We start from the raw sequence: 19269 nt of genomic DNA on the forward strand, positions 1-19269 counted from the left end.
TCAGGTAGAATGAAAGAAATACTTTTTGGAGGTCAAGCAGAGATGAAACTTTTAGAAGATCGCATTCGCCAAGACGGGACGGTCCTGCCGGGGAACGTATTAAAGGTTGATAACTTTTTAAATCATCAGATTGATCCCCAATTGATGGATCAGATGGGGGCAGAGTTTGCCCGGAAATTTGCGAACATGGGCATCACCAAGGTCTTAACGGTGGAGTCTTCGGGGATTGCGCCCGCCGTGATGGCTGGGTTGCACCTCCACGTGCCAGTGATCTTTGCGCGGAAACACAAGAGTCTGACGTTGACCGATAACCTCTACACGGCCAAGGTCTATTCCTACACCAAGCAGGTCAACAACGATATTTCCATCGACCGGCGTTTCTTGGATGCGAGTGACCGCGTCTTGATCATCGACGACTTCTTGGCCAATGGTCAGGCGGTCCAAGGGTTATTTGACATCGCGGAGACGGCTGGTATCGCCGTTGCCGGGGTCGGGGTCGTGATCGAAAAACGGTTCCAAAAAGGCCATCAACTGGTCGAAGATGCGGGTGTGCCGCTGGTCGCATTGGCCAGCATTGCGTCCTTTGAAGACGGACAAGTAGTTTTCGCCCAAGATTAATTGGGCGCTAGCTTGTTTAATCCGTGATTAAACTTTAGAATGAACTTGAATGGGTTTAAATTGTGATTAATCAAAAATAAGTCAAGCAAGAAAGTAGGGAATGAATTTGGCGAACACGGTCTTATATCCGGGAGATACTGTTGGGGTGATTGGTAGTAGTGCCAACGCCGCGATGTTGGTTACCACGGCGCGAAAGATGGGACTACGCGTCGGGGCATATGGTGCCGACGAAACGAGTGAGGCTTTACAATTAGCAGACTTCAAGGCTGTCGGCACTGCGAAGGACCGCGACAAGCTCCAGCACTTTGCGGAAAGCTGCGCGGCTATCGTGTACGACTCGGACCGGGTTAGCACGGATGTCGTGAAATTTTTGGCGCAGTTCACGCGGATTCCACAAGGTAGCGACATGCTGGAAATCATGCAAGATCGCCTGTTGGAACGGGCCTTCTTTGAACAATTGAACGTCAATATTGCCCCTTACGCCACGATCATCAATCTGGATGACGTGTACCAATCCGTCAATTCTATCGGCTATCCGTGCGTTTTAAAGCCAATTCAAAAGGAATGGTCCCACGGCCGTGAGCTAGTCATCAAGACCCAAACCGACATTGCCAAGGCGGCCGGGTTGTTGGACTGGGGAACCTACATTTTGGAATCTCAAATTGCCTATGACCGGGAATTCTCGATTCTAGTCGCCAGAGATGCGGAAGGCAATCAACAGTCCTTCCCAATTACCGAGGTCCATTCGGTGGATGACCGGCCACAACGCGTCTGGGTGCCGACTGAGGTCGACGACGCCGTGGCCAGTGAAATTCACCGCATTGCCAGTGAAGTGGCTAAGAACGTGTCCTACGTGGGTGTGTTCGAGGTGTCCTTCTACCTGACAGCTAGCGGCGCCATCTACGTGAAGAAAATCGTCCCCGCACCTAGTGAGACGGGGTACGTCTTTGCGGCGGCCGGTACGATCGATGAATTCGCCGAACACATGCGTGCCATCGCCGGGTTACCACTGGCGACGCCGCAATTGTTGACGCCGGCCGTGACCGTGAACTTTACGATCAAGCAGCTGACGGCGATTCGGACCCAGTGGCAGATCAAGCCCAACTGGGACTTCACGTTCTATCACCTGCGCAAGCAAGCCGATGAGGACGTGATGGGTCACGTCACGGTTCAGGGGCCTACGGTGAAGACGCTGTTGGACCAGCTGGATGACACGGCGATTTGGGCGACATCCACGCCAGACGAGCTGACCGACCAAGATTAATTTGGTAATATTTCAAAACGCACTTGATCACCACTACTGGCTGATTGAGTGCGTTTGTCGGTTAAGGCGCAATACCGGGATTTTTATGGAACCGGTGCCGGAAATTTCTTTTAAAATATCGGTGAGAGTTCCAGCAGAACGTATGTTTTTTTGGTATACTATTCTAGACTAATTGACAGAGAGGACTGGGTTCTAGGTGGCAGGAGAAGAATTATTGACTGGCATGAACGATAAGCAAACGGAGGCTGTCCTTCAAACGGAAGGGCCCCTGTTGGTGTTGGCGGGTGCCGGTAGTGGGAAGACCCGGGTGTTAACGCACCGGGTCGCCTACCTGATTGAACACAACAACGTGATGCCGTGGCGCATCTTGGCGATTACCTTTACCAATAAGGCCGCCAAGGAAATGCGCGAGCGGGTCATCAAATTACTGGGACCGGACGGCAGCGACGTGTGGGTCTCCACGTTCCATGCGCTGTGTGTCCGGATCTTACGCCGTGACGCGGATAAATTGGGCTACAACCGGGCCTTTACGATTGCCGATCCCGGTGAACAACGCACGCTGATCAAGCGGGTCTTACGCCAACAGAACTTGGACGTGAAGAAGTTTGACCCCCGCTCGGTGTTAGGCGCCATTTCCAATGCCAAGAACGCCTTACAGACGCCGGCGATGATGCGTGAGGCCGCGGGCAATCCGTTTGAAACAACGGTGGCGACGGTCTATGAAAGCTACCAACGCGAGCTACAGGCCAACCAGGCGATGGACTTCGATGATTTGATCATGTTGACTATCAAACTATTCAAACAAGATGCCGACGTGCTGGGTTACTACCAAGAAAAATTCCAGTACATTCACGTCGACGAATACCAGGATACCAACGATGCCCAATACACGTTGGTCAATCTGCTGGCCAAAAAGCACGGCAACCTGTGTGTCGTCGGGGATGGCGACCAGAGTATCTATGGCTGGCGGGGTGCCAACATGGAAAATATCTTAAACTTTGAACACGATTACCCCAACGCCCACGTGACCCTGCTGGAACAAAACTACCGGTCGACCAAAACGATTTTGAAGGCCGCCAACGACGTGATTCAAAAGAACGTCAATCGGAAGAAAAAGGACCTCTGGACGGACAATCCGGAAGGGGACAAGATTTCGTATTACCGCGGGCAAACTGAAAATGACGAAGCCCATTACGTGGTGGCCAAGATCCAAGAAGAACGCGAACAACATCACCGTGGGTACGGCGACTTTGCCATCCTGTACCGGACCAACGCGCAATCCCGGGTGATCGAAGAAACGCTGGTCAAAGCCAACGTGCCTTACACCATGGTCGGGGGACACAAGTTCTATGATCGTAAGGAAATCCGTGACGTGCTGGCTTATTTGACGTTGGTCGCTAACCCGGCGGACTCCATGAGCTTAGAACGGATCATCAACGAACCCAAGCGTGGCATTGGGGCCACCAGTGTGGAAAAGCTGCGGGAATTTGCGGAAATGAACGACTGGACGGAACTGGAAGCCACGCAAAATATTGCGCTGGCCACGAATCTGGGCGCCCGCATCCGCAACGCCATGGAAAAATTCGGCATGACGCTGAAGGGCATCCAAGACCAAGCGGCCACCATGACCGTGTCTGAGATTACCAATGAGCTGCTGGACAAGACCGGCTATATGGCTGCACTCAAGGCTGTGGCCGCCAAGAACTTGGAAGCCGAGACGCGGATCGAAAACATCCAAGAATTCTTATCCGTGACCCAAAAGTTCGATGACGATTGGGATCAGGCAGATCATGACGAAACAGAAGAACGATTAGTCGAATTTCTGGCTGACTTGGCCTTGGTCTCGGCGCAAGACGACGTCGAGGAAGAACCCGCCGAGGTGACCTTGATGACGCTGCACGCTGCCAAGGGACTGGAATTTCCGGTCATTTTCCTGATGGGTCTAGAAGAGGGCATTTTCCCACTATCGCGGGCGATGCTCGAAGACGACGAGCTGGAAGAAGAACGGCGCTTGGCCTACGTGGGGATCACCCGGGCGCAAGACAAGCTGTATCTGACCAACGCCTATTCCCGGATGCTATACGGGCGGCGGCAAACCAACCCGCAATCGCGGTTTGTGACGGAAATCGATCCGGAGCTGCTGCACTTGGATTACAGTGAAACTAAGTCTGGCTTGACCCCTAGTCGCCGCGACGTGCCGTTTGCGCGGCGAACAGCCAGTGCCGTGGCTAAGCCTTATCATGGCAAGACCGGCCGGGTCAGCGAACCGACAGGCACCGGTGCAGGCCAGGTCAGCTGGGGTGTTGGCGACAAGGCCAGCCACAAGAAGTGGGGCATTGGGACCGTGGTCAAGGTCAACGGGACCGGTGAAGATGCCGAACTGGACATTGCCTTTCCAGAACAGGGGGTTAAGCGGTTATTGGCCGCCTTTGCCCCTATCAAACGAGTTGAAAAGTAGACGCTAACGTGGGAGGAATTTGATGACTGACAAACCCATTAAAACCTTAACCGAGAAACAGGCGGCAGCTGAGGCGGCAACCCTGCGGCCCCAACTGTTGAAGTGGGGCAAACAGTACTACGATGCGGATGCACCAGAAGTGGAAGACGCCACGTACGACCGCGTGTATGCGCGGCTGGTGGCACTAGAAACGGCCTTTCCTGCCATTGTGACGGCTGATTCGCCTACGCAACGGGTCGGGGGCACAACGCGCGGTGACCTGCCCAAGGTGACCCACGAGATTCCGATGTTGTCGTTAGGGGATGTGTTCTCCATCGACGAGCTCAAGGAATTTGACGAGCGCCTGCGCGGTAACGTTGACGAGGACTTTGATTATAACTGTGAATTAAAGATCGACGGCCTGGCAATCTCGTTGCGCTATGAAAACGGCGAATTCGTTCAGGGTTCCACGCGAGGCAACGGGCAGATTGGTGAAGACATTACGGCCAATTTGAAGACCATTGACTCGATTCCCCAAACGCTGAGTCGTCCGCTGACGATCGACGTGCGGGGCGAGTGTTACATGCCGAAGGCTGCCTTCTTGGCGCTCAATGAACGCCGGGAAGCCGCTGGGCAAGCACCATTTGCCAATCCACGGAATGCGGCGGCGGGAAGCCTACGCCAGCTCAACACCCAGGTCACGGCCGACCGGCAGCTGGCGACCTTCATGTACAACATTGCCGATTACGAGCCGTTAAACACGCGGACACAAAGTGGGCTGTTAGATGAACTGGCCGAACTGGGCTTCACGACCAACCCGACGTATCAAGTGGCGCACAACATGACGGACGTAGCGGCCTATATTGATCAGTATCAGGACAAACGCGCTGACCTGCCTTATGGCATTGACGGGATCGTCATCAAGGCCAACCCGTTACCCCTCCAGCGGTCACTGGGGGCCACGGTCAAGGTACCACGGTGGGCGATTGCTTATAAGTTCCCGCCCGAAGAGGTCCAAACCAAGGTCTTAGACATTGAATGGACCGTGGGCCGCACGGGCATCGTGACGCCGACTGCCGTCATGGAACCGGTCGCGTTGGCCGGCAGTACGGTGGCCCGGGCGTCGCTACACAATCCGGACTACCTGACCGCCAAGGATATTCGGCTGGGCGACACGGTCTTGTTGCACAAGGCCGGAGACATCATCCCCGAAATCTCGCAATTCGTGGCGGCCAAACGGCCCGCGGATGCGCAACCGTACCCGATTCCGACCCATTGTCCGTCCTGTGGTGCCGAGTTAGTCCACCTGGATGAAGAAGTGGCCTTGCGCTGCATCAATCCGCGGTGCCCGGCACAATTGGCGGAAGGCATGAATCATTTTGCCTCCCGAAATGCGATGAACATTGCCGGGTTAGGCCCACAGATTGTGGCACAACTCTTTGACCGTAAATTGGTTGATGATGTGGCCAGTTTGTATCGGCTAACGACCGATCAATTATTAACTTTAGATAAATTTGGGGAGAAGTCCGCCCAAAACCTCTTGACAGCGATTGATAATAGTCGCAATAATTCATTAGAACGTTTGCTATTTGGCTTAGGGATTCGTCACGTGGGTGCCAAGGCTGCCCGGTCGATTGCCGCGGAATTTGGTGATATCGGTAGTCTGATGGCCGCCGACAGTGAGCAGATCTCGGCCATTGATACAGTGGGCGGCATTATCGCCGACAGTGTTGTGACCTACTTTGCCAACACGCAGGTCCAAGAACTCATCGACGAACTGCGGGCCGTGGGGGTCAACATGACCTATACCAGTGGTGCCGCAACGCCCGTCGATACTGAGGGCCAATTTGCGGGGCAACGGGTCGTTTTGACCGGTAAGCTGCAGACGCTGACCCGGCCGGAAGCCACGGCTTGGTTGGAACAACACGGTGCCACCGTGACGGGCAGCGTGTCCAAGAAGACGGATCTACTGATTGCTGGTGAAGCCGCCGGTAGCAAACTCACCAAGGCCCAGTCGCTCAACGTTCCCGTGTGGGATGAGGCGCAACTGCAGGCTGCGATGAACGCAACGAAATGATGATTTTAGGAGGAAACAAGTCGTGAAACGGTTACGAACTTTTCTGGCGTTAGCCGCCGTGCCCCTATTTTTGGCCGCGTGTGGTAATTTGGGCAGTTCCAGCATGTCCGGAACTTCCGGGAGCAATAGCCCTGGGAGCACCCAACTGACTGGGCAAAGCAGTGATGGTGATTACGAAGGGGTCATTAAGAGTGGCCACTATCAAACGAGTAAGTCACGTGGGGTCACGAACAGCCAAGATTCCGGTAACACTTACAACCTGAAGAGCTTTGAAAACGGGATGTTGAACGTGTCCAAGAAGGTCTTCTCGACCAAGAAGTACGTCTTCCAAGAAGGTCAGCACTTGACCACGTCCACGGTGCAAAACTGGTTGGACCGTAAGTCGAAGTCCAATCCTACAGGGTTGAACCCCAAGAGCAACGGCTCAACGTCACCGACTAAGCGGAACCCCATTTACATCCAGGCCTTGGAAGAACAAGACTACATGACCCAAAAGAACAACAAGCTGCACCTGGGTGGGGTCACCGTGGGAATCGCGGTCAATTCCGTAGATTACTACAAGAAGACCCAGTATGGTGCCACTTACGAAACCAAGATCACCAAGGCAGCCGGCGAAGCTTACGCCAAGCAGGCGGCCAACACGGTCCTCAAGCGGTTACGGCAAAAGTCCGCACTGAAGGATGTGCCAATCGTGATTGCCATTTACCGGCAAGCCTCGAACGATAGTCTGGTCGGTGGAGACTTCATCGCTTACTCGCAAAATAAGGCGGGCTCGACTAGCGTGGCTAAATGGACGGCGATGGACGAGAAGAATTACGTCTTCCCAATCTCGAGTGGCTCTAGTAGCCCGAACAGCAATGACTCCAGTGCCTTCACTAACTTCAAGACCGAAGTCGAGAACTTCTTCCCGAACTTGAGTGGGGTCACGGCACAGGCCCACTACAACGGCAAGTCATTGACGGGGATGCACGTCAACATTCAGACACAATTCTACAGTCAAACAGAAATCATTAGCTTCACCCAGTACCTCCAGACGGCGGCGCAAAAGTACTTGCCATCCGGGGTACCGATCGACATCACGGTGGCCTCAACGGACGGCACGCAAAGCTTCCTGTCCCGGGCCAGTGGCGCCAAGAAGTTTACCAGTCACGTCTTTAACAGTTACTAAAAGGCATTAAGTGCCAAGAAAAGCGGACGACAGCGGATTCATCACCTGGTTTGTGAGTGACGAGTGCGCGGTCGTCCGCTTTTGGCTAATTGTGGATGTGAATGATTGGTGTGGCTGATAAACGGCTTGCGTAATCGCTGCGTTGATGATAGGGTCAACAGCGGTTGCGAGTTGGACTGTTAGGTGGGGAGACCGCAAATTTCGTGTTCTTCAGAAACCAGCGGTCAATCAAGGTGAAACCGCTGACTGGTTCGTGACCGACCGTGGGGATGAAGTGGCGAGTCATTGTAGTTGAGACTGAGGGAGTCGAGGAAGTGTCCAGTCACTACCGTAGCCGAGAGTGGAACGAAATCTAGGTTCAGCCGGGGAATTTGCCAGTGGGTTTTGCTGGCAAATTGGTGACTTTGAGACAGGGGTCTTCTGGCTCAAAGCAAGGCCCGAGACCGGGGTTTGGCTCGGGTCGTCCTCCCCCAGCGTTCTAACCTAGATTTCGCGCAACGGCAGGCGGACTGAGGAGATGCGCCGCCCTCAGCGTTCCAACTCATTTCTAGCGAACGGTAAGGCGATCAGCACAATCCGTGTGGCCGAGCGTCACTGTCGCAAGAACCGTTGAAGAAAATTAACGCATAATCTTTGGCGGACCGCAGATATATGGTAGAATGGCAATGTATGTTTATTCTTGGCGAAGTCTGGAATAAACGGTGAATTGCGGATAAATTAGAAAGAGGGATAATTGATGGCTAATCGAATTAATCGAGAACAAGTTCAACACGTTGCCGGCCTGGCAAAGCTTGAATTTACGGATGCCGAATTGGACGCCTTTACGCCCCAATTGGACGACATTATCGGTATGTTTGAATCACTGAGTGAAGTGGATACCGATGGTGTTGACGTCACCAGCAACGTTTCCGACCAACTCAACGTGATGCGTGAGGACGTCGCCGATAACTGGGGGCAGAGCTCAGCGCTGTTGCACAACGCGCCAGATGCCGCTCGTGGCTTTATTAAGGTACCTGCCATCATCGATGAAAGCGAGGATAACGACTAAATGAACTATTTTGACAAAGATCTCGCTGGTCTTCATGCTGACCTGGTCGCTAAGAAAATTAGCGCCAAGGAATTAACGCAGGCGACTTTCGATAACATTAAAGCAACCGATCCTCAAATCGATGCTTTCTTAAACTTAAACGAAGAAGCGGCCTTAAACCAAGCCGCGGAAATTGATCAACAAGGGATCAACGCCGATCAACCATTGGCGGGGATTCCAGTGGGGTTGAAGGATAACATTGTGACCAAGGGCTTAACGACCACGGCCGCTTCCAAGATTTTGGAAAACTTCAAGCCAGTCTACGACGCCACGGTGACGGAAAAGTTAGCCAACGCGCAAATGATTACGGTCGGCAAGACCAACCTGGATGAATTTGCCATGGGTGGGTCGACCGAAAATTCAGCCTTTAAGACCACGAAGAACGCTTGGGACCAAACCAAGGTTCCCGGTGGGTCCTCAGGTGGTTCCGCCGCAGCCGTAGCCTCTGGTCAAGTGCCCGTTGCCTTAGGGTCCGATACCGGTGGCTCGATTCGGCAACCAGCAGCCTTTAACGGCATCGTGGGGATCAAGCCCACGTATGGTCGGGTCTCTCGGTGGGGTCTGATTGCCTTTGGCTCTAGTTTGGACCAAATTGGCCCAATGACGCGCAGCGTGAAGGATAACGCGACGGTCTTGAGTGCTATCGCCGGTCATGATGATCACGATTTGACCAGCTCGACGCAGGCCGTTCCTGACTTTGCGGCGGACTTAAATGACGCCACGAGTGTCAAGGGCATGCGCATTGGTTTGCCTAAGGAATTCTTGGCCGAAGGGGTCAACGAAGACGTGAAGGCTGCCATTTTGGCCGCTGCCGACACGTACCGCAAGTTAGGGGCCACGGTGGACGAAGTTTCCCTGCCACACAACAAGTATGGCGTGGCCGCTTACTACATCATTGCCTCATCCGAAGCCTCTTCCAACTTACAACGCTTTGACGGGATCCGTTACGGTTACCGGGCAAAAGACGTGAAGAACCTGGAAGACGTCTACGTGAAGTCTCGTTCCGAAGGATTTGGCGAAGAAGTAAAACGCCGGATCATGTTGGGGACGTTCTCCTTGTCCGCTGGGTTCTACGATGCCTACTTCTTGAAGGCAGCCAAGGTCCGGACGGTCATTATCAACGACTTTAAAGATGTCTTGAAGGACCACGATTTCATCATGGGTCCCGTGGCACCAACGCCGGCATTTGGCATTGGCGACGAGATCAAGGATCCTATCACCATGTATATGAACGATGTCTTGACAATTCCGGTCAACTTAGCGGGATTGCCAGGGCTGTCCTTACCAGCTGGCTTCAGCAACAACTTGCCAGTCGGGATGCAATTAATCGGTCGGCCATTTGACGAAAGCACGCTGTACAAAGCGGGTTACGCCTTTGAACAAAACACCGACTTTCATTTACAAGTACCCACGTTAGGAGGTCAAAACTAATGAACTTTGAAACCACGATTGGACTAGAAGTCCACATTGAGTTAAAGACAAATTCAAAGATCTTTAGCCCGTCACCAGTTGCCTATGGTGCCGACCCTAACGCCAATACCAACGTCATTGACTGGGGGTATCCTGGGGTACTGCCAACCACCAACAAGGGCGTAGTTGCCGATGGGATCATCGCCGCTTTGGCACTGCACGCCACGGTGGAACAACACACCCATTTTGACCGGAAGAACTACTTCTACCCAGATAACCCGAAGGCTTACCAGATCACGCAATCTGACAAGCCAATCGGTCATGATGGTTGGGTCGAAGTCGACGTTGACGGCGTGAAGAAGAAAATCGGGATCGCCGAAATGCACATCGAAGAAGATGCCGGGAAGAACACCCACGAACGGGACTATTCCTACGTTGATTTGAACCGGCAAGGCACGCCATTAATCGAAATCGTGTCGAAGCCAGACATCGCTTCACCAGCCGAAGCCTACGCCTATTTGGAAGCCTTGCGCCAACGGATTCAATTTACCGGGATCTCTGACGTGAAGATGGAAGAAGGGTCGATGCGGGTCGACGTCAACATTTCCGTGCGGCCGGTCGGGCAAAAGAAGTTTGGGACCAAGACTGAGTTGAAGAACTTGAACTCGTTCAACTACGTGCAACGCGGGTTGGAATACGAAGAAAAGCGTCAACAACAAGTCTTGATGTCCGGCGGTTCCGTACAACAAGAAACCCGCCGTTTTGACGAAAAGACTGGCGAGACGATTCTGATGCGGGTCAAGGCCGGCTCAGACGACTACCGGTACTTCCCAGAACCAGATTTACCTGCCTTGAACATCAGCGATGACTGGATCAAGGAATTGGGTGACGCCATGCCAGAAATGCCTGGGAAGCGGCGTGAACGTTACGTCAACGAACTGGGCTTAACGGATTACGATGCCATGGTCATCACCCAAACCAAGGAAATGTCTGACTTCTTTGACGCTACGGTGGCTTTAAAGGCGGATCCGAAGATGGCGGCCAACTACCTGCAAGGGGACGTGAACGCCTACCTGAACGAAAAGCAAGTGGACTTACAGGCTACCAAGCTGACACCAGCCAACTTGGCCGGGATGATCAACTTGATTTCTGACGGCACCATTTCTAGCAAGATGGCCAAGAAGGTCTTCAAGGCCATCACCAATGGCGAAGAACCAAAGGCCTACGTGGAAGCACATGGGTTGGTTCAACTGTCAGATCCAGCGAAGTTACAACCAATCATTGACGATGTCTTGTCGGCTAACCCGCAATCCATCGAAGACTTTAACAACGGGAAGAAACGGGCTGTGGGCTTCTTAGTGGGCCAGATCATGAAGCAAACGCACGGTCAAGCCAACCCACAAGTGGTGAACCAGTTGTTAATGAAGGCATTACAACAATAAAGACGTGAGACGTGGCCACTGAGGGACACGTGTTAACGGCGATTTAAAGAGAAAAGGGTGTCTGGTAATTTCTAGGCACTATTGGAGGCACAGCATGCGTAAACGGGCACGGGTCATTTACAATCCGACTTCAGGACGCGAGGCGTTGAAGAAAGACCTAATCGATATTTTAGCAGTGTTCGAGCAAGCGGGGTACGAGACCAGTGCCTTTGCGACCACTGCGGCACCAAATTCAGCTCGCGACGAAGCGACTCGGGCGGCCAAGGCCGGCTTTGAGTTGGTCGTGGCGGCCGGAGGCGACGGGACCATTAACCAAGTCGTCAACGGGATCGCTGGCTTGCCTCACCGTCCCAAGATGGCCATTATTCCTGCCGGTACCACGAATGACTATGCCCGGGCCTTGCACATTCCGCGCGAAGACCCGCTGGCGGCGGCCAAGGTCGTGTTAAAGGACCAGACGATTAAGATGGATATTGGTCAAGCCGGCGATACCTACTTTATCAATATTGCGGGTGGAGGCCTGTTGACGGAACTGACTTATGACGTGCCGTCTAACTTGAAATCCATTTTTGGTTACTTGGCTTACCTGATGAAGGGCGCTGAACTGTTGCCCCGCATTAAGCCAATCGACATGGACCTGACCTACGACGGTGGGCATTTCCGGGGGAAGGCGTCGATGTTCTTGTTGGCGCTGACCAACTCCATCGGGGGCTTTGAACAGATTGTTCCCGATGCGGCGTTAGATGACGGCAAGTTCACCATGATCATCGTCAAGACCGCCAGCATGCCGGAAATCTTGCGGCTGATGGGCCTGGTCTTGAACGGGGGCAAGCACATCAACGACCCCCACATCATTTACGAAAAGACCAGCAAGGTGGTCGCCCGGCCGGTGGAAGATCGCATGATGATCAACCTGGACGGCGAGTACGGTGGGGATGCACCAATGAAGTTCCGCAACCTGCGGCAACACATTGAGATGTACGCCAATCTGGATGATATTCCGGATGCGGCCGTCACCAGCGAATCGCCAGAACTGCTGGCCGCGGAGCAAAACTTCGTGAAGCAAGTGGAAAGTTTACCGGAGGACGCGGACGAACCGTCCGAAGACTAAACGGCTTATAGATAGTTACTGAAAGGGATTTTGCGCGACGAATGAGCAGCAAAGTCCCTTTCTGATTAAGGAAATTGAGGTTATTATGAAAACAAAAGCACCAGTCAGTAAAAACGAACGGCTAGACGTGACCATCACCGACCTGACGTATCAGGGGATGGGCGTGGCCAAGGTGGACGACTTCCCGTTGTTCATCGAAAATGCCTTGCCAGGTGAAGACATCACCATCCAAGTGACCAAGGTTCAGAGCCACTACGGCTTTGCCCGCGCCATTGCTTGGCAAAGCGAATCGCCCGACCGGGTCAAGGACGTGGACAAGACCTACCGGCAAACGGGAATTGCGCCCTTACAACACCTGGCGTACCCGGCCCAATTGAAATTTAAGCAACACCAGATTGAAGAGCTGTTCAGTAAGGCGCACCAAGACGTTGACGTCGCCCCAACCTTGGGGATGGCCAACCCGACGCAATACCGTAACAAGGCTCAGGTGCCTGTGCGGATGATCAAGGGTAAGTTGGAGACCGGTTTTTACCGCCAACACAGTCACGAATTGATTCCTTTGACGGACTTCTACATTCAAGATCCCGCCATCGATGACGCCATCGTCAAGGTCCGCGACTTACTGCGCCAATTTGAAATTCCAGCTTACAACGAAATCAGTGACAAGGGTGTTATCCGCAACATCATGGTTCGACGCGGGTATTATAGCCACGAAATGATGGTCGTTTTAATCAGCCGTCAGCAGAAGTTGCCAAGTCAGGACCAATTGGTCGACCAGATCCACAAGGCCCTGCCAGAGGTCACGAGCATCGTCTTAAACGTCAATGCGAAGAAGACCAACGTCATCATGGGCAACGTGACCCGGACGTTGTATGGCAAGCCTACGATTGAAGACACCCTGATGGGGCTGACCTTTGCCATTTCGGCACGGTCCTTCTATCAGGTCAACCCGCAACAGACCGAAAAGCTGTACCAAATGGCCATCGACAAGGCCGGCCTGACCGGTCAAGAGACCGTGATTGATGCCTACTGTGGGATCGGGACGATCTCTCTGGCCTTAGCCAAGCACGCCAAGCGCGTTTACGGGGTCGATATTGTGCCCGAAGCCATTGAAGACGCCAAGGTCAACGCGCAAAAGAACCATTTAGCCAACGTTGAATTCGCCGTGGACAAGGCCGAAGACCAAATGGCCAAGTGGCAAGAAGCCGGCATCAAGCCCGACGTCGTGGTGGTGGACCCACCACGCAAGGGCCTGGCCGAAAGCCTGATCGACTCCACCGCCAAGATGGGGCCGAAGAAGGTCGTCTACGTCAGCTGTAACCCAGCAACGCTGGTGCGTGACGTGGCCCGGTTCCAAGAACTCGGCTACGCCATCGACGGCCCGATTCAACCCGTTGACCAGTTCCCACAGACGCCGCATGTGGAATCTGTGACGGTACTGGTAAAGAAGTAAAGATTTAGGTGAAATTCCAAAATAAAAAAAATAAAAAACAGCTCTGCGAACCAAAATCGGTGGCAGGGCTGTTTTTTTGCAGATGCATCATTTCAGACCAGACAATTGTGCCTGTAACTGTTGTTGCGCATAGGTCAGAACGGCACGCTGACGGTCGGGCGAAAGCTGGGCATAGATGGCTTCGAAATGAATATTGTTATCGAGCAGGTCTTCGTCAAACCGGGGGTCGATAGCGGATTTATGTATGCCAAGGGCAGTCGCGAGTTTTTCGACGTTCGCGGGGCTGGGGGTGGAACGTTGGGCGAAGTAGCCGGATAAAGTCGACGTGGGAATGCCGGTTTTCCCCGCTAGCTCAGCTTGTGTGATGTCGCGACTGGCTGCCTTTAAGTTCTGCGCGATGACTCGACGGATGTTCTTTTCAAAAGGCGATAATTCATGGCGGGGCACGACGTTCACTCCTTTAGATAGTTTTAGTAAAATAACCTTTGATATCGTCATTATAACGAATTGCAAGAATACAAGCAAACTTATGAGAAAAAAACTTAAAAAACACCCCTAATTATTAATCAGCAATTGACAAAACGAATAAACTCGTTTAAGATGTGAAAGTGTTTGTAAGGAGGAGTCCGTGATGGATAAGGTGCAAATGACACTGGAAGCCGCTCGGCACAATGCCGGGTACTCGCAAAAGGAAGCCGCGGCTTGCTTAGGTATCCATTACCAAACGCTGGCTGCTTGGGAACGGGACAGTTCGAACCTTGGAATTCAAACGATTGAGCGTTTATCGGCGCTCTATCAGGTGCCACAGAACTGTCTCTTTTTTGGTAAAAAGAGTGATTTTATCCACGCTTTACGGCAGCGTGCGGCTAAGGGTAAGCTGTAGATCGCTTGAACCATTGGGAGGAGTCATAGCTAATTCCTTAGTGGAATTGGGCTGCTAACGTCGCGAGGGAATTTCCCTGGCGATTTTTTTGCGCCCATGAACTTTCTCGGTGGGTGATGGTTCAGTAGTAAGGTTACTAACTTGACTAACCGCCTTGCAAAATAGTGGTGTCGATGTAAAAAGGTCGTAAGTTGAAAAGATATGAGTCGTTAGTAGATTGATGGCAAATCTATTATTGCCTGGTAGCTTACCAGCTTCATTGGGTAGGGTCAAGGTAAATGCAATGAGGCGGTTCGCACGACAGTTGGGTATAGGATTGGGCCCCTGAACTTTTTAGGCGAGCGATTGTTGACAACGAATCCTACCGTGAGTAGACTGAAGAAGTTGTGTCGGTGGCGCATTGCTTGAAGATGAATGCGTCCGACACGCAAATTGGCCGCGTTAGAAGCCGCTAGGGGATGGATTGGATGAAGAAAAGAATTGTTGGATTGTTAGTTTTAGGTGGCTTAATGAGTGGGGGATTGATGACGCAGCCGGCACAGGCCGCTAAGAGTTACCGACTGAACTGGATGCACGCACGCGCGCGGAGTACATTTAAGTTTCGCAAGTCTGGTTACAAGCACTATGCCTATACACTACATAAGGTGAAGCATAACCGTTATCGGTTGAAGCGGGCGTATCGCCTAGGAACTATGAAAAACAAGCAAGTTCATCAGGTTAAAGCCATGTCATTAAGCCACTATAAGTATGAATTTGTTTACGTGACATATAAGGGGAAGGGGGCCTGGGTAAATGAGAAGTACGTCGTCTTCAGTCGGTCGAAAAAAGTCAAGAAGCGTTCTGCAAGCACTGCAAAGCAAAGACAAGTAACGCAAAAGTCAACAGCCACCGGTACCAAGACAACCGGTACCAAGACGACCAGTACCAAGACCACGTCACCCGCAACAACGGGCAAGAAGAACCAGTCTAACCAATCGAACACAGCCTCATCGACGACGTCAACCAGTACGAAATTCTACATCAAGACCAACAAGCACATCTCATGGCAAGAATGGCTCAGTTTGCCGGACCTCAAAGGTGAGGTGCAGGGGCTGACGTTTTATCACGTGGACAACGTGCCTTATGACGAAGACGGTTTTCCCTACGTGACCCAGAATATGTTTGCTGCGCCGTTACAAGTGCGGATGATGAAGGATGAGTTTACCTCGGCCACCTATCAAGCCATTGCGGATAAGTGGGATACGTATTATGTCAGTGACAAGCACGCGCTGTTCTGCCCGACCAATACTGAAGACGGCCAGGCCATTCGTGACCAGATGCCCGATTAACTGAAATTTAAACCGCAATCGACCGGATCAGTACGTCCGGTCGATTTTTTTAAAATTTTTTTTGCCAGGAAAATGAGGCCCTTTAACGTCGTCCCCGTGAACTAGGTAATTTCACAAGTATTTTTGAAAACGCTATCACGACGGGCTTCGATTAAGTAAAACGATTAACCCAACAAGTGAAATTTTTTCGTCCACCAATTGAACGAACGTGCATGATTTTGAACAGCGGTTCAATCGAGGGGTTTACAAATGTGCAGCTATCCGGTATGCTATTGGTGATAAATGAAAGGGGTTTCATATTATGACATTAACCAAAGCACAAGTAGCAAAATACATTGATCACACGAACTTAAAAGCTGATGCCACTGAGGCCAGCATTAAACAAACCTGCGACGAAGCCAAGCAATTTGACACGGCTTCCGTCTGCGTAAACTCTTACTGGATTCCTTTCGTTGCGGAACAATTAAAGGATAGCGACGTCAACCCAATCGCCGTTGTCGGCTTCCCACTAGGGGCAATGGCCACGGATAGCGAAGTCTTCGAAGCCAACAAGGCCATCGACGACGGTGCCGAAGAAATCGACATGGTCATCAACGTCGGTGAATTGAAGTCTGGTAACAACGATGTCGTTGAAGCCGACATCAAGGCTTTGGCAGATGCCGTTCACGCCAAGGGCAAGCTCTTGAAGGTTATCTTGGAAACCTGCCTGTTGACCAAGGACGAAATCGTCTTGGGTTGCCAGTTGAGTGAAAAGGCCGGCGCCGACTTCGTCAAGACTTCCACTGGGTTCTCCACTGCCGGTGCCAAGGTCGAAGACGTGAAGTTGATGCGTGAGACCGTTGGCGACCGCTTAGGCGTCAAGGCTTCCGGTGGGGTTCACAGCTGGGACGAAGCCTTAGAAATGATCGATGCCGGTGCCAGCCGTTTGGGTGTCAGTGCCACGGTTGCCATTTTGACCGGGGCCGATGCGGGCGACAAGGCCGGTTACTAGAATTAAATCTTTTGTGAAAGCGGGTATATAGGTATGAAGTTCAAACGTATTTTTGGATTAGTCATGGATTCAGTCGGAACGGGTGCCGCTCCCGATGCTGCGAAGTACGACGATGAAGGCTCAGATACCTTGGGCCACGTCGGCCAACACTTCGCTGGCAAACTGGCTTTGCCGAACTTGGCGAAGATTGGGTTGTCCAACCTGCGCGACACGCCAATCGAGGGTGTGCCAGTCGCTGACGACCCGCACGCTTACTACGGTAAGATGCGTGAAATCTCCGCCGGTAAGGATTCCATGGACGGTCACTGGGAAATGATGGGCCTGCCAGTACGCAAGGCCTTGAGCACGTTCCCGAATGGCTTCCCAGCCGACATCATCGACAAGTTGGAAAAGTTCTCTGGTCGTAAAGTGATTGGGAACCGGCCAGAATCCGGGACCAAGATCATTGCCGAATTAGGGGAACAACAGATGGCCAAGGGCGACTTGATCGTCTACACCTCTGGGGACTCCGTCTTACAAATTGCGGCCCATGAAGACGTGATTCCGTTGGACGAGCTCTACAAGATCTGTGAGTACGCCCGCTCCTTGGTCAACGGCCCTGAATACTTAGTCGGGCGGATCATTGCTCGGCCTTACGTGGGACCAGACGCACAACACTTTACTCGGACCGCTAACCGGCGGGACTTCACGTTGGAACCAACCGGTGAGACCGACTTGGATCGCCTGCAAAAGGCAGGTGTGCACGTGGTCGCAGTTGGGAAGACCAACGACATCTTCTCCGGTCACGGGATTGACGAAGGCTACCACAATGAAAGCAACATGGACGGGATGGATCACGTCGATCACGTCATGGCCGAAGACTTTACCGGCTTTTGCTTCATCAACCTGGTCGACTTTGATGCCATGTACGGTCACCGCCGCAACCCCGAAGGCTTCGGTCAAGCTCTGATGGACTTCGACAAACGCCTGGGCACGGTCTTAGACAACATGCATGACGATGACCTGTTGATGATCACCGCCGATCACGGGAACGACCCAACCTTCAAGGGTTCCGATCACACCCGTGAACAAGTGCCTTTGCTGGTCTACTCACCAAGCTTCAAGCAAGGTGGGAGCTTAGGCGTACGGTCACCATTTGCTGACTTTGGGGCAACTGTGCTCGACAACTTTGGCGTGGCTGGCAACGATGAAGGCCACAGTTTCTTAGCAGACTTGAAATAGTGAACAACCATTTTAGGAGGAACTAATCATGAGTAACCATATTGAAGCGAAAAAGGGCGACATTGCTGATACTGTTTTGATGCCAGGTGACCCATTACGGGCAAAGTACATTGCTGAAACCTTCTTAGAAAACCCAGTTTGCTACAACAAGGTCCGGAATTGCTTCGGTTATACCGGGACTTACAAGGGCAAGCGCATTTCCGTTCAAGGGACGGGGATGGGGATTCCTTCAATTTCCATTTACGCTAACGAACTGATCAGAGACTACGGTGCAAAGACCTTATTCCGGGTGGGGACGTCCGGTGGGATGAGCCCCGATGTACACGTGCGTGACGTGGTGTTGGCCCAAGCGGCCACGACCGATTCTTCCATCATCCAAAACACCTTTGGCCCAGGCATCTACTACGCGCCAATTAGTGACTTTGGCTTGCTGGACACGGCTTACCACGTAGCCCAAGACCTGAACATTCCGGTTCGGGTCGGCAACGTCTTGGCCGAAGACCGGTTCTACAACGACGAAATGGACCGGCAAAAGCTGGTTGATTACGGTGTGATTGCCACTGAAATGGAATCCACAGCCCTCTTCATGTTGGCAGCGAAGTACCATGTTCGCGCCTTATCCGTCTTGACCATCAGTAACCACTTGATTACCGGTGAATCCACGACACCTGAGGAACGCGAAAAGTCCTTCAACGACATGATCAAGGTTGCGTTAGACACAGCCGTTAAAGGTTAACCACTAGCGGGTGCGGACACGAGTCGCACCCGTTTTCTGAAAG

The 19269-nt window shown here is 52.5% G+C and carries 16 protein-coding genes; 15 read left to right on the plus strand and 1 reads right to left on the minus strand.

Going from position 1 to position 19269, the window contains the following annotated elements; translation table 11 throughout:
* The first annotated feature begins 42 nt into the window (after positions 1 to 42).
* The 10 genes from LKH74_RS08530 (at position 43) to rlmD (ending at position 14067) form a co-directional block, all read left to right on the plus strand.
* Complete coding sequence (locus tag LKH74_RS08530) at positions 43 to 618, plus strand: xanthine phosphoribosyltransferase (RefSeq protein ID WP_135368167.1); 576 nt, start codon at positions 43 to 45, stop codon at positions 616 to 618.
* 100 nt (positions 619 to 718) lie between these two features.
* Positions 719 to 1882 carry an ATP-grasp domain-containing protein gene (locus LKH74_RS08535; protein WP_287708253.1) on the plus strand — a complete coding sequence of 388 codons (1164 nt, stop codon included), beginning with the start codon at positions 719 to 721 and terminating at the stop codon, positions 1880 to 1882.
* Between the two features lie 196 nt (positions 1883 to 2078).
* On the plus strand, positions 2079 to 4340 hold the full coding sequence (gene pcrA, locus LKH74_RS08540) for a DNA helicase PcrA (protein ID WP_287708254.1): 2262 nt from the start codon (positions 2079 to 2081) through the stop codon (positions 4338 to 4340).
* 22 nt (positions 4341 to 4362) lie between these two features.
* Positions 4363 to 6396: an NAD-dependent DNA ligase LigA gene (gene ligA / locus LKH74_RS08545; RefSeq protein WP_287708255.1), complete on the plus strand. Its 2034-nt coding sequence runs from the start codon at positions 4363 to 4365 to the stop codon at positions 6394 to 6396.
* A 22-nt stretch (positions 6397 to 6418) separates the two neighbouring features.
* Entirely contained in the window at positions 6419 to 7564 is a 1146-nt protein-coding gene (locus LKH74_RS08550; protein WP_287708256.1) for a CamS family sex pheromone protein, read from the plus strand.
* Positions 7565 to 8300: 736 nt separating this feature from the next.
* The gene (gene gatC, locus LKH74_RS08555; protein WP_125574838.1) at positions 8301 to 8612 is read left to right on the plus strand and encodes an Asp-tRNA(Asn)/Glu-tRNA(Gln) amidotransferase subunit GatC; all 312 of its coding nucleotides are present in this window, start codon (positions 8301 to 8303) and stop codon (positions 8610 to 8612) included.
* Positions 8613 to 10082, plus strand: coding sequence for an Asp-tRNA(Asn)/Glu-tRNA(Gln) amidotransferase subunit GatA (gene gatA, locus LKH74_RS08560; RefSeq protein ID WP_287708257.1), 1470 nt, complete (start codon positions 8613 to 8615; stop codon positions 10080 to 10082).
* Complete coding sequence (gene gatB, locus LKH74_RS08565) at positions 10082 to 11503, plus strand: Asp-tRNA(Asn)/Glu-tRNA(Gln) amidotransferase subunit GatB (protein ID WP_287708258.1); 1422 nt, start codon at positions 10082 to 10084, stop codon at positions 11501 to 11503. The genes gatA and gatB overlap by 1 nt, the downstream gene beginning before the upstream one ends.
* 94 nt (positions 11504 to 11597) lie before the next feature.
* Entirely contained in the window at positions 11598 to 12614 is a 1017-nt protein-coding gene (locus tag LKH74_RS08570; protein WP_135368160.1) for a diacylglycerol kinase, read from the plus strand.
* 85 nt (positions 12615 to 12699) lie between these two features.
* Complete coding sequence (gene rlmD / locus LKH74_RS08575; RefSeq protein WP_135368159.1) at positions 12700 to 14067, plus strand: 23S rRNA (uracil(1939)-C(5))-methyltransferase RlmD; 1368 nt, start codon at positions 12700 to 12702, stop codon at positions 14065 to 14067.
* Positions 14068 to 14154: 87 nt separating this feature from the next.
* Here the strand turns inward: rlmD and LKH74_RS08580 are convergent, their stop codons facing one another.
* A complete protein-coding gene (locus LKH74_RS08580) occupies positions 14155 to 14514 on the minus strand; it encodes a helix-turn-helix domain-containing protein (RefSeq protein WP_135368158.1) in 360 nt (119 codons plus the stop codon).
* Between the two features lie 184 nt (positions 14515 to 14698).
* On the opposite strand from LKH74_RS08580, the gene LKH74_RS08585 reads away from it, so the two are divergent.
* From LKH74_RS08585 to deoD, 5 genes are all read left to right on the plus strand, one after another.
* Positions 14699 to 14950, plus strand: coding sequence for a helix-turn-helix domain-containing protein (locus tag LKH74_RS08585; RefSeq protein ID WP_135368157.1), 252 nt, complete (start codon positions 14699 to 14701; stop codon positions 14948 to 14950).
* A 467-nt stretch (positions 14951 to 15417) separates the two neighbouring features.
* Entirely contained in the window at positions 15418 to 16278 is an 861-nt protein-coding gene (locus LKH74_RS08590) for a hypothetical protein (protein ID WP_287708259.1), read from the plus strand.
* Positions 16279 to 16579: 301 nt separating this feature from the next.
* Complete coding sequence (gene deoC / locus LKH74_RS08595; RefSeq protein ID WP_287708260.1) at positions 16580 to 17269, plus strand: deoxyribose-phosphate aldolase; 690 nt, start codon at positions 16580 to 16582, stop codon at positions 17267 to 17269.
* 33 nt (positions 17270 to 17302) lie between these two features.
* Positions 17303 to 18490, plus strand: coding sequence for a phosphopentomutase (locus LKH74_RS08600; RefSeq protein WP_135368154.1), 1188 nt, complete (start codon positions 17303 to 17305; stop codon positions 18488 to 18490).
* Positions 18491 to 18518: 28 nt separating this feature from the next.
* A complete protein-coding gene (gene deoD, locus LKH74_RS08605; RefSeq protein ID WP_125574828.1) occupies positions 18519 to 19226 on the plus strand; it encodes a purine-nucleoside phosphorylase in 708 nt (235 codons plus the stop codon).
* Positions 19227 to 19269: the final 43 nt, after the last annotated feature.

This window comes from Levilactobacillus sp. (genome assembly GCF_022646225.1).
Taxonomy (GTDB): Bacteria; Bacillota; Bacilli; order Lactobacillales; family Lactobacillaceae; genus Levilactobacillus; species Levilactobacillus suantsaiihabitans.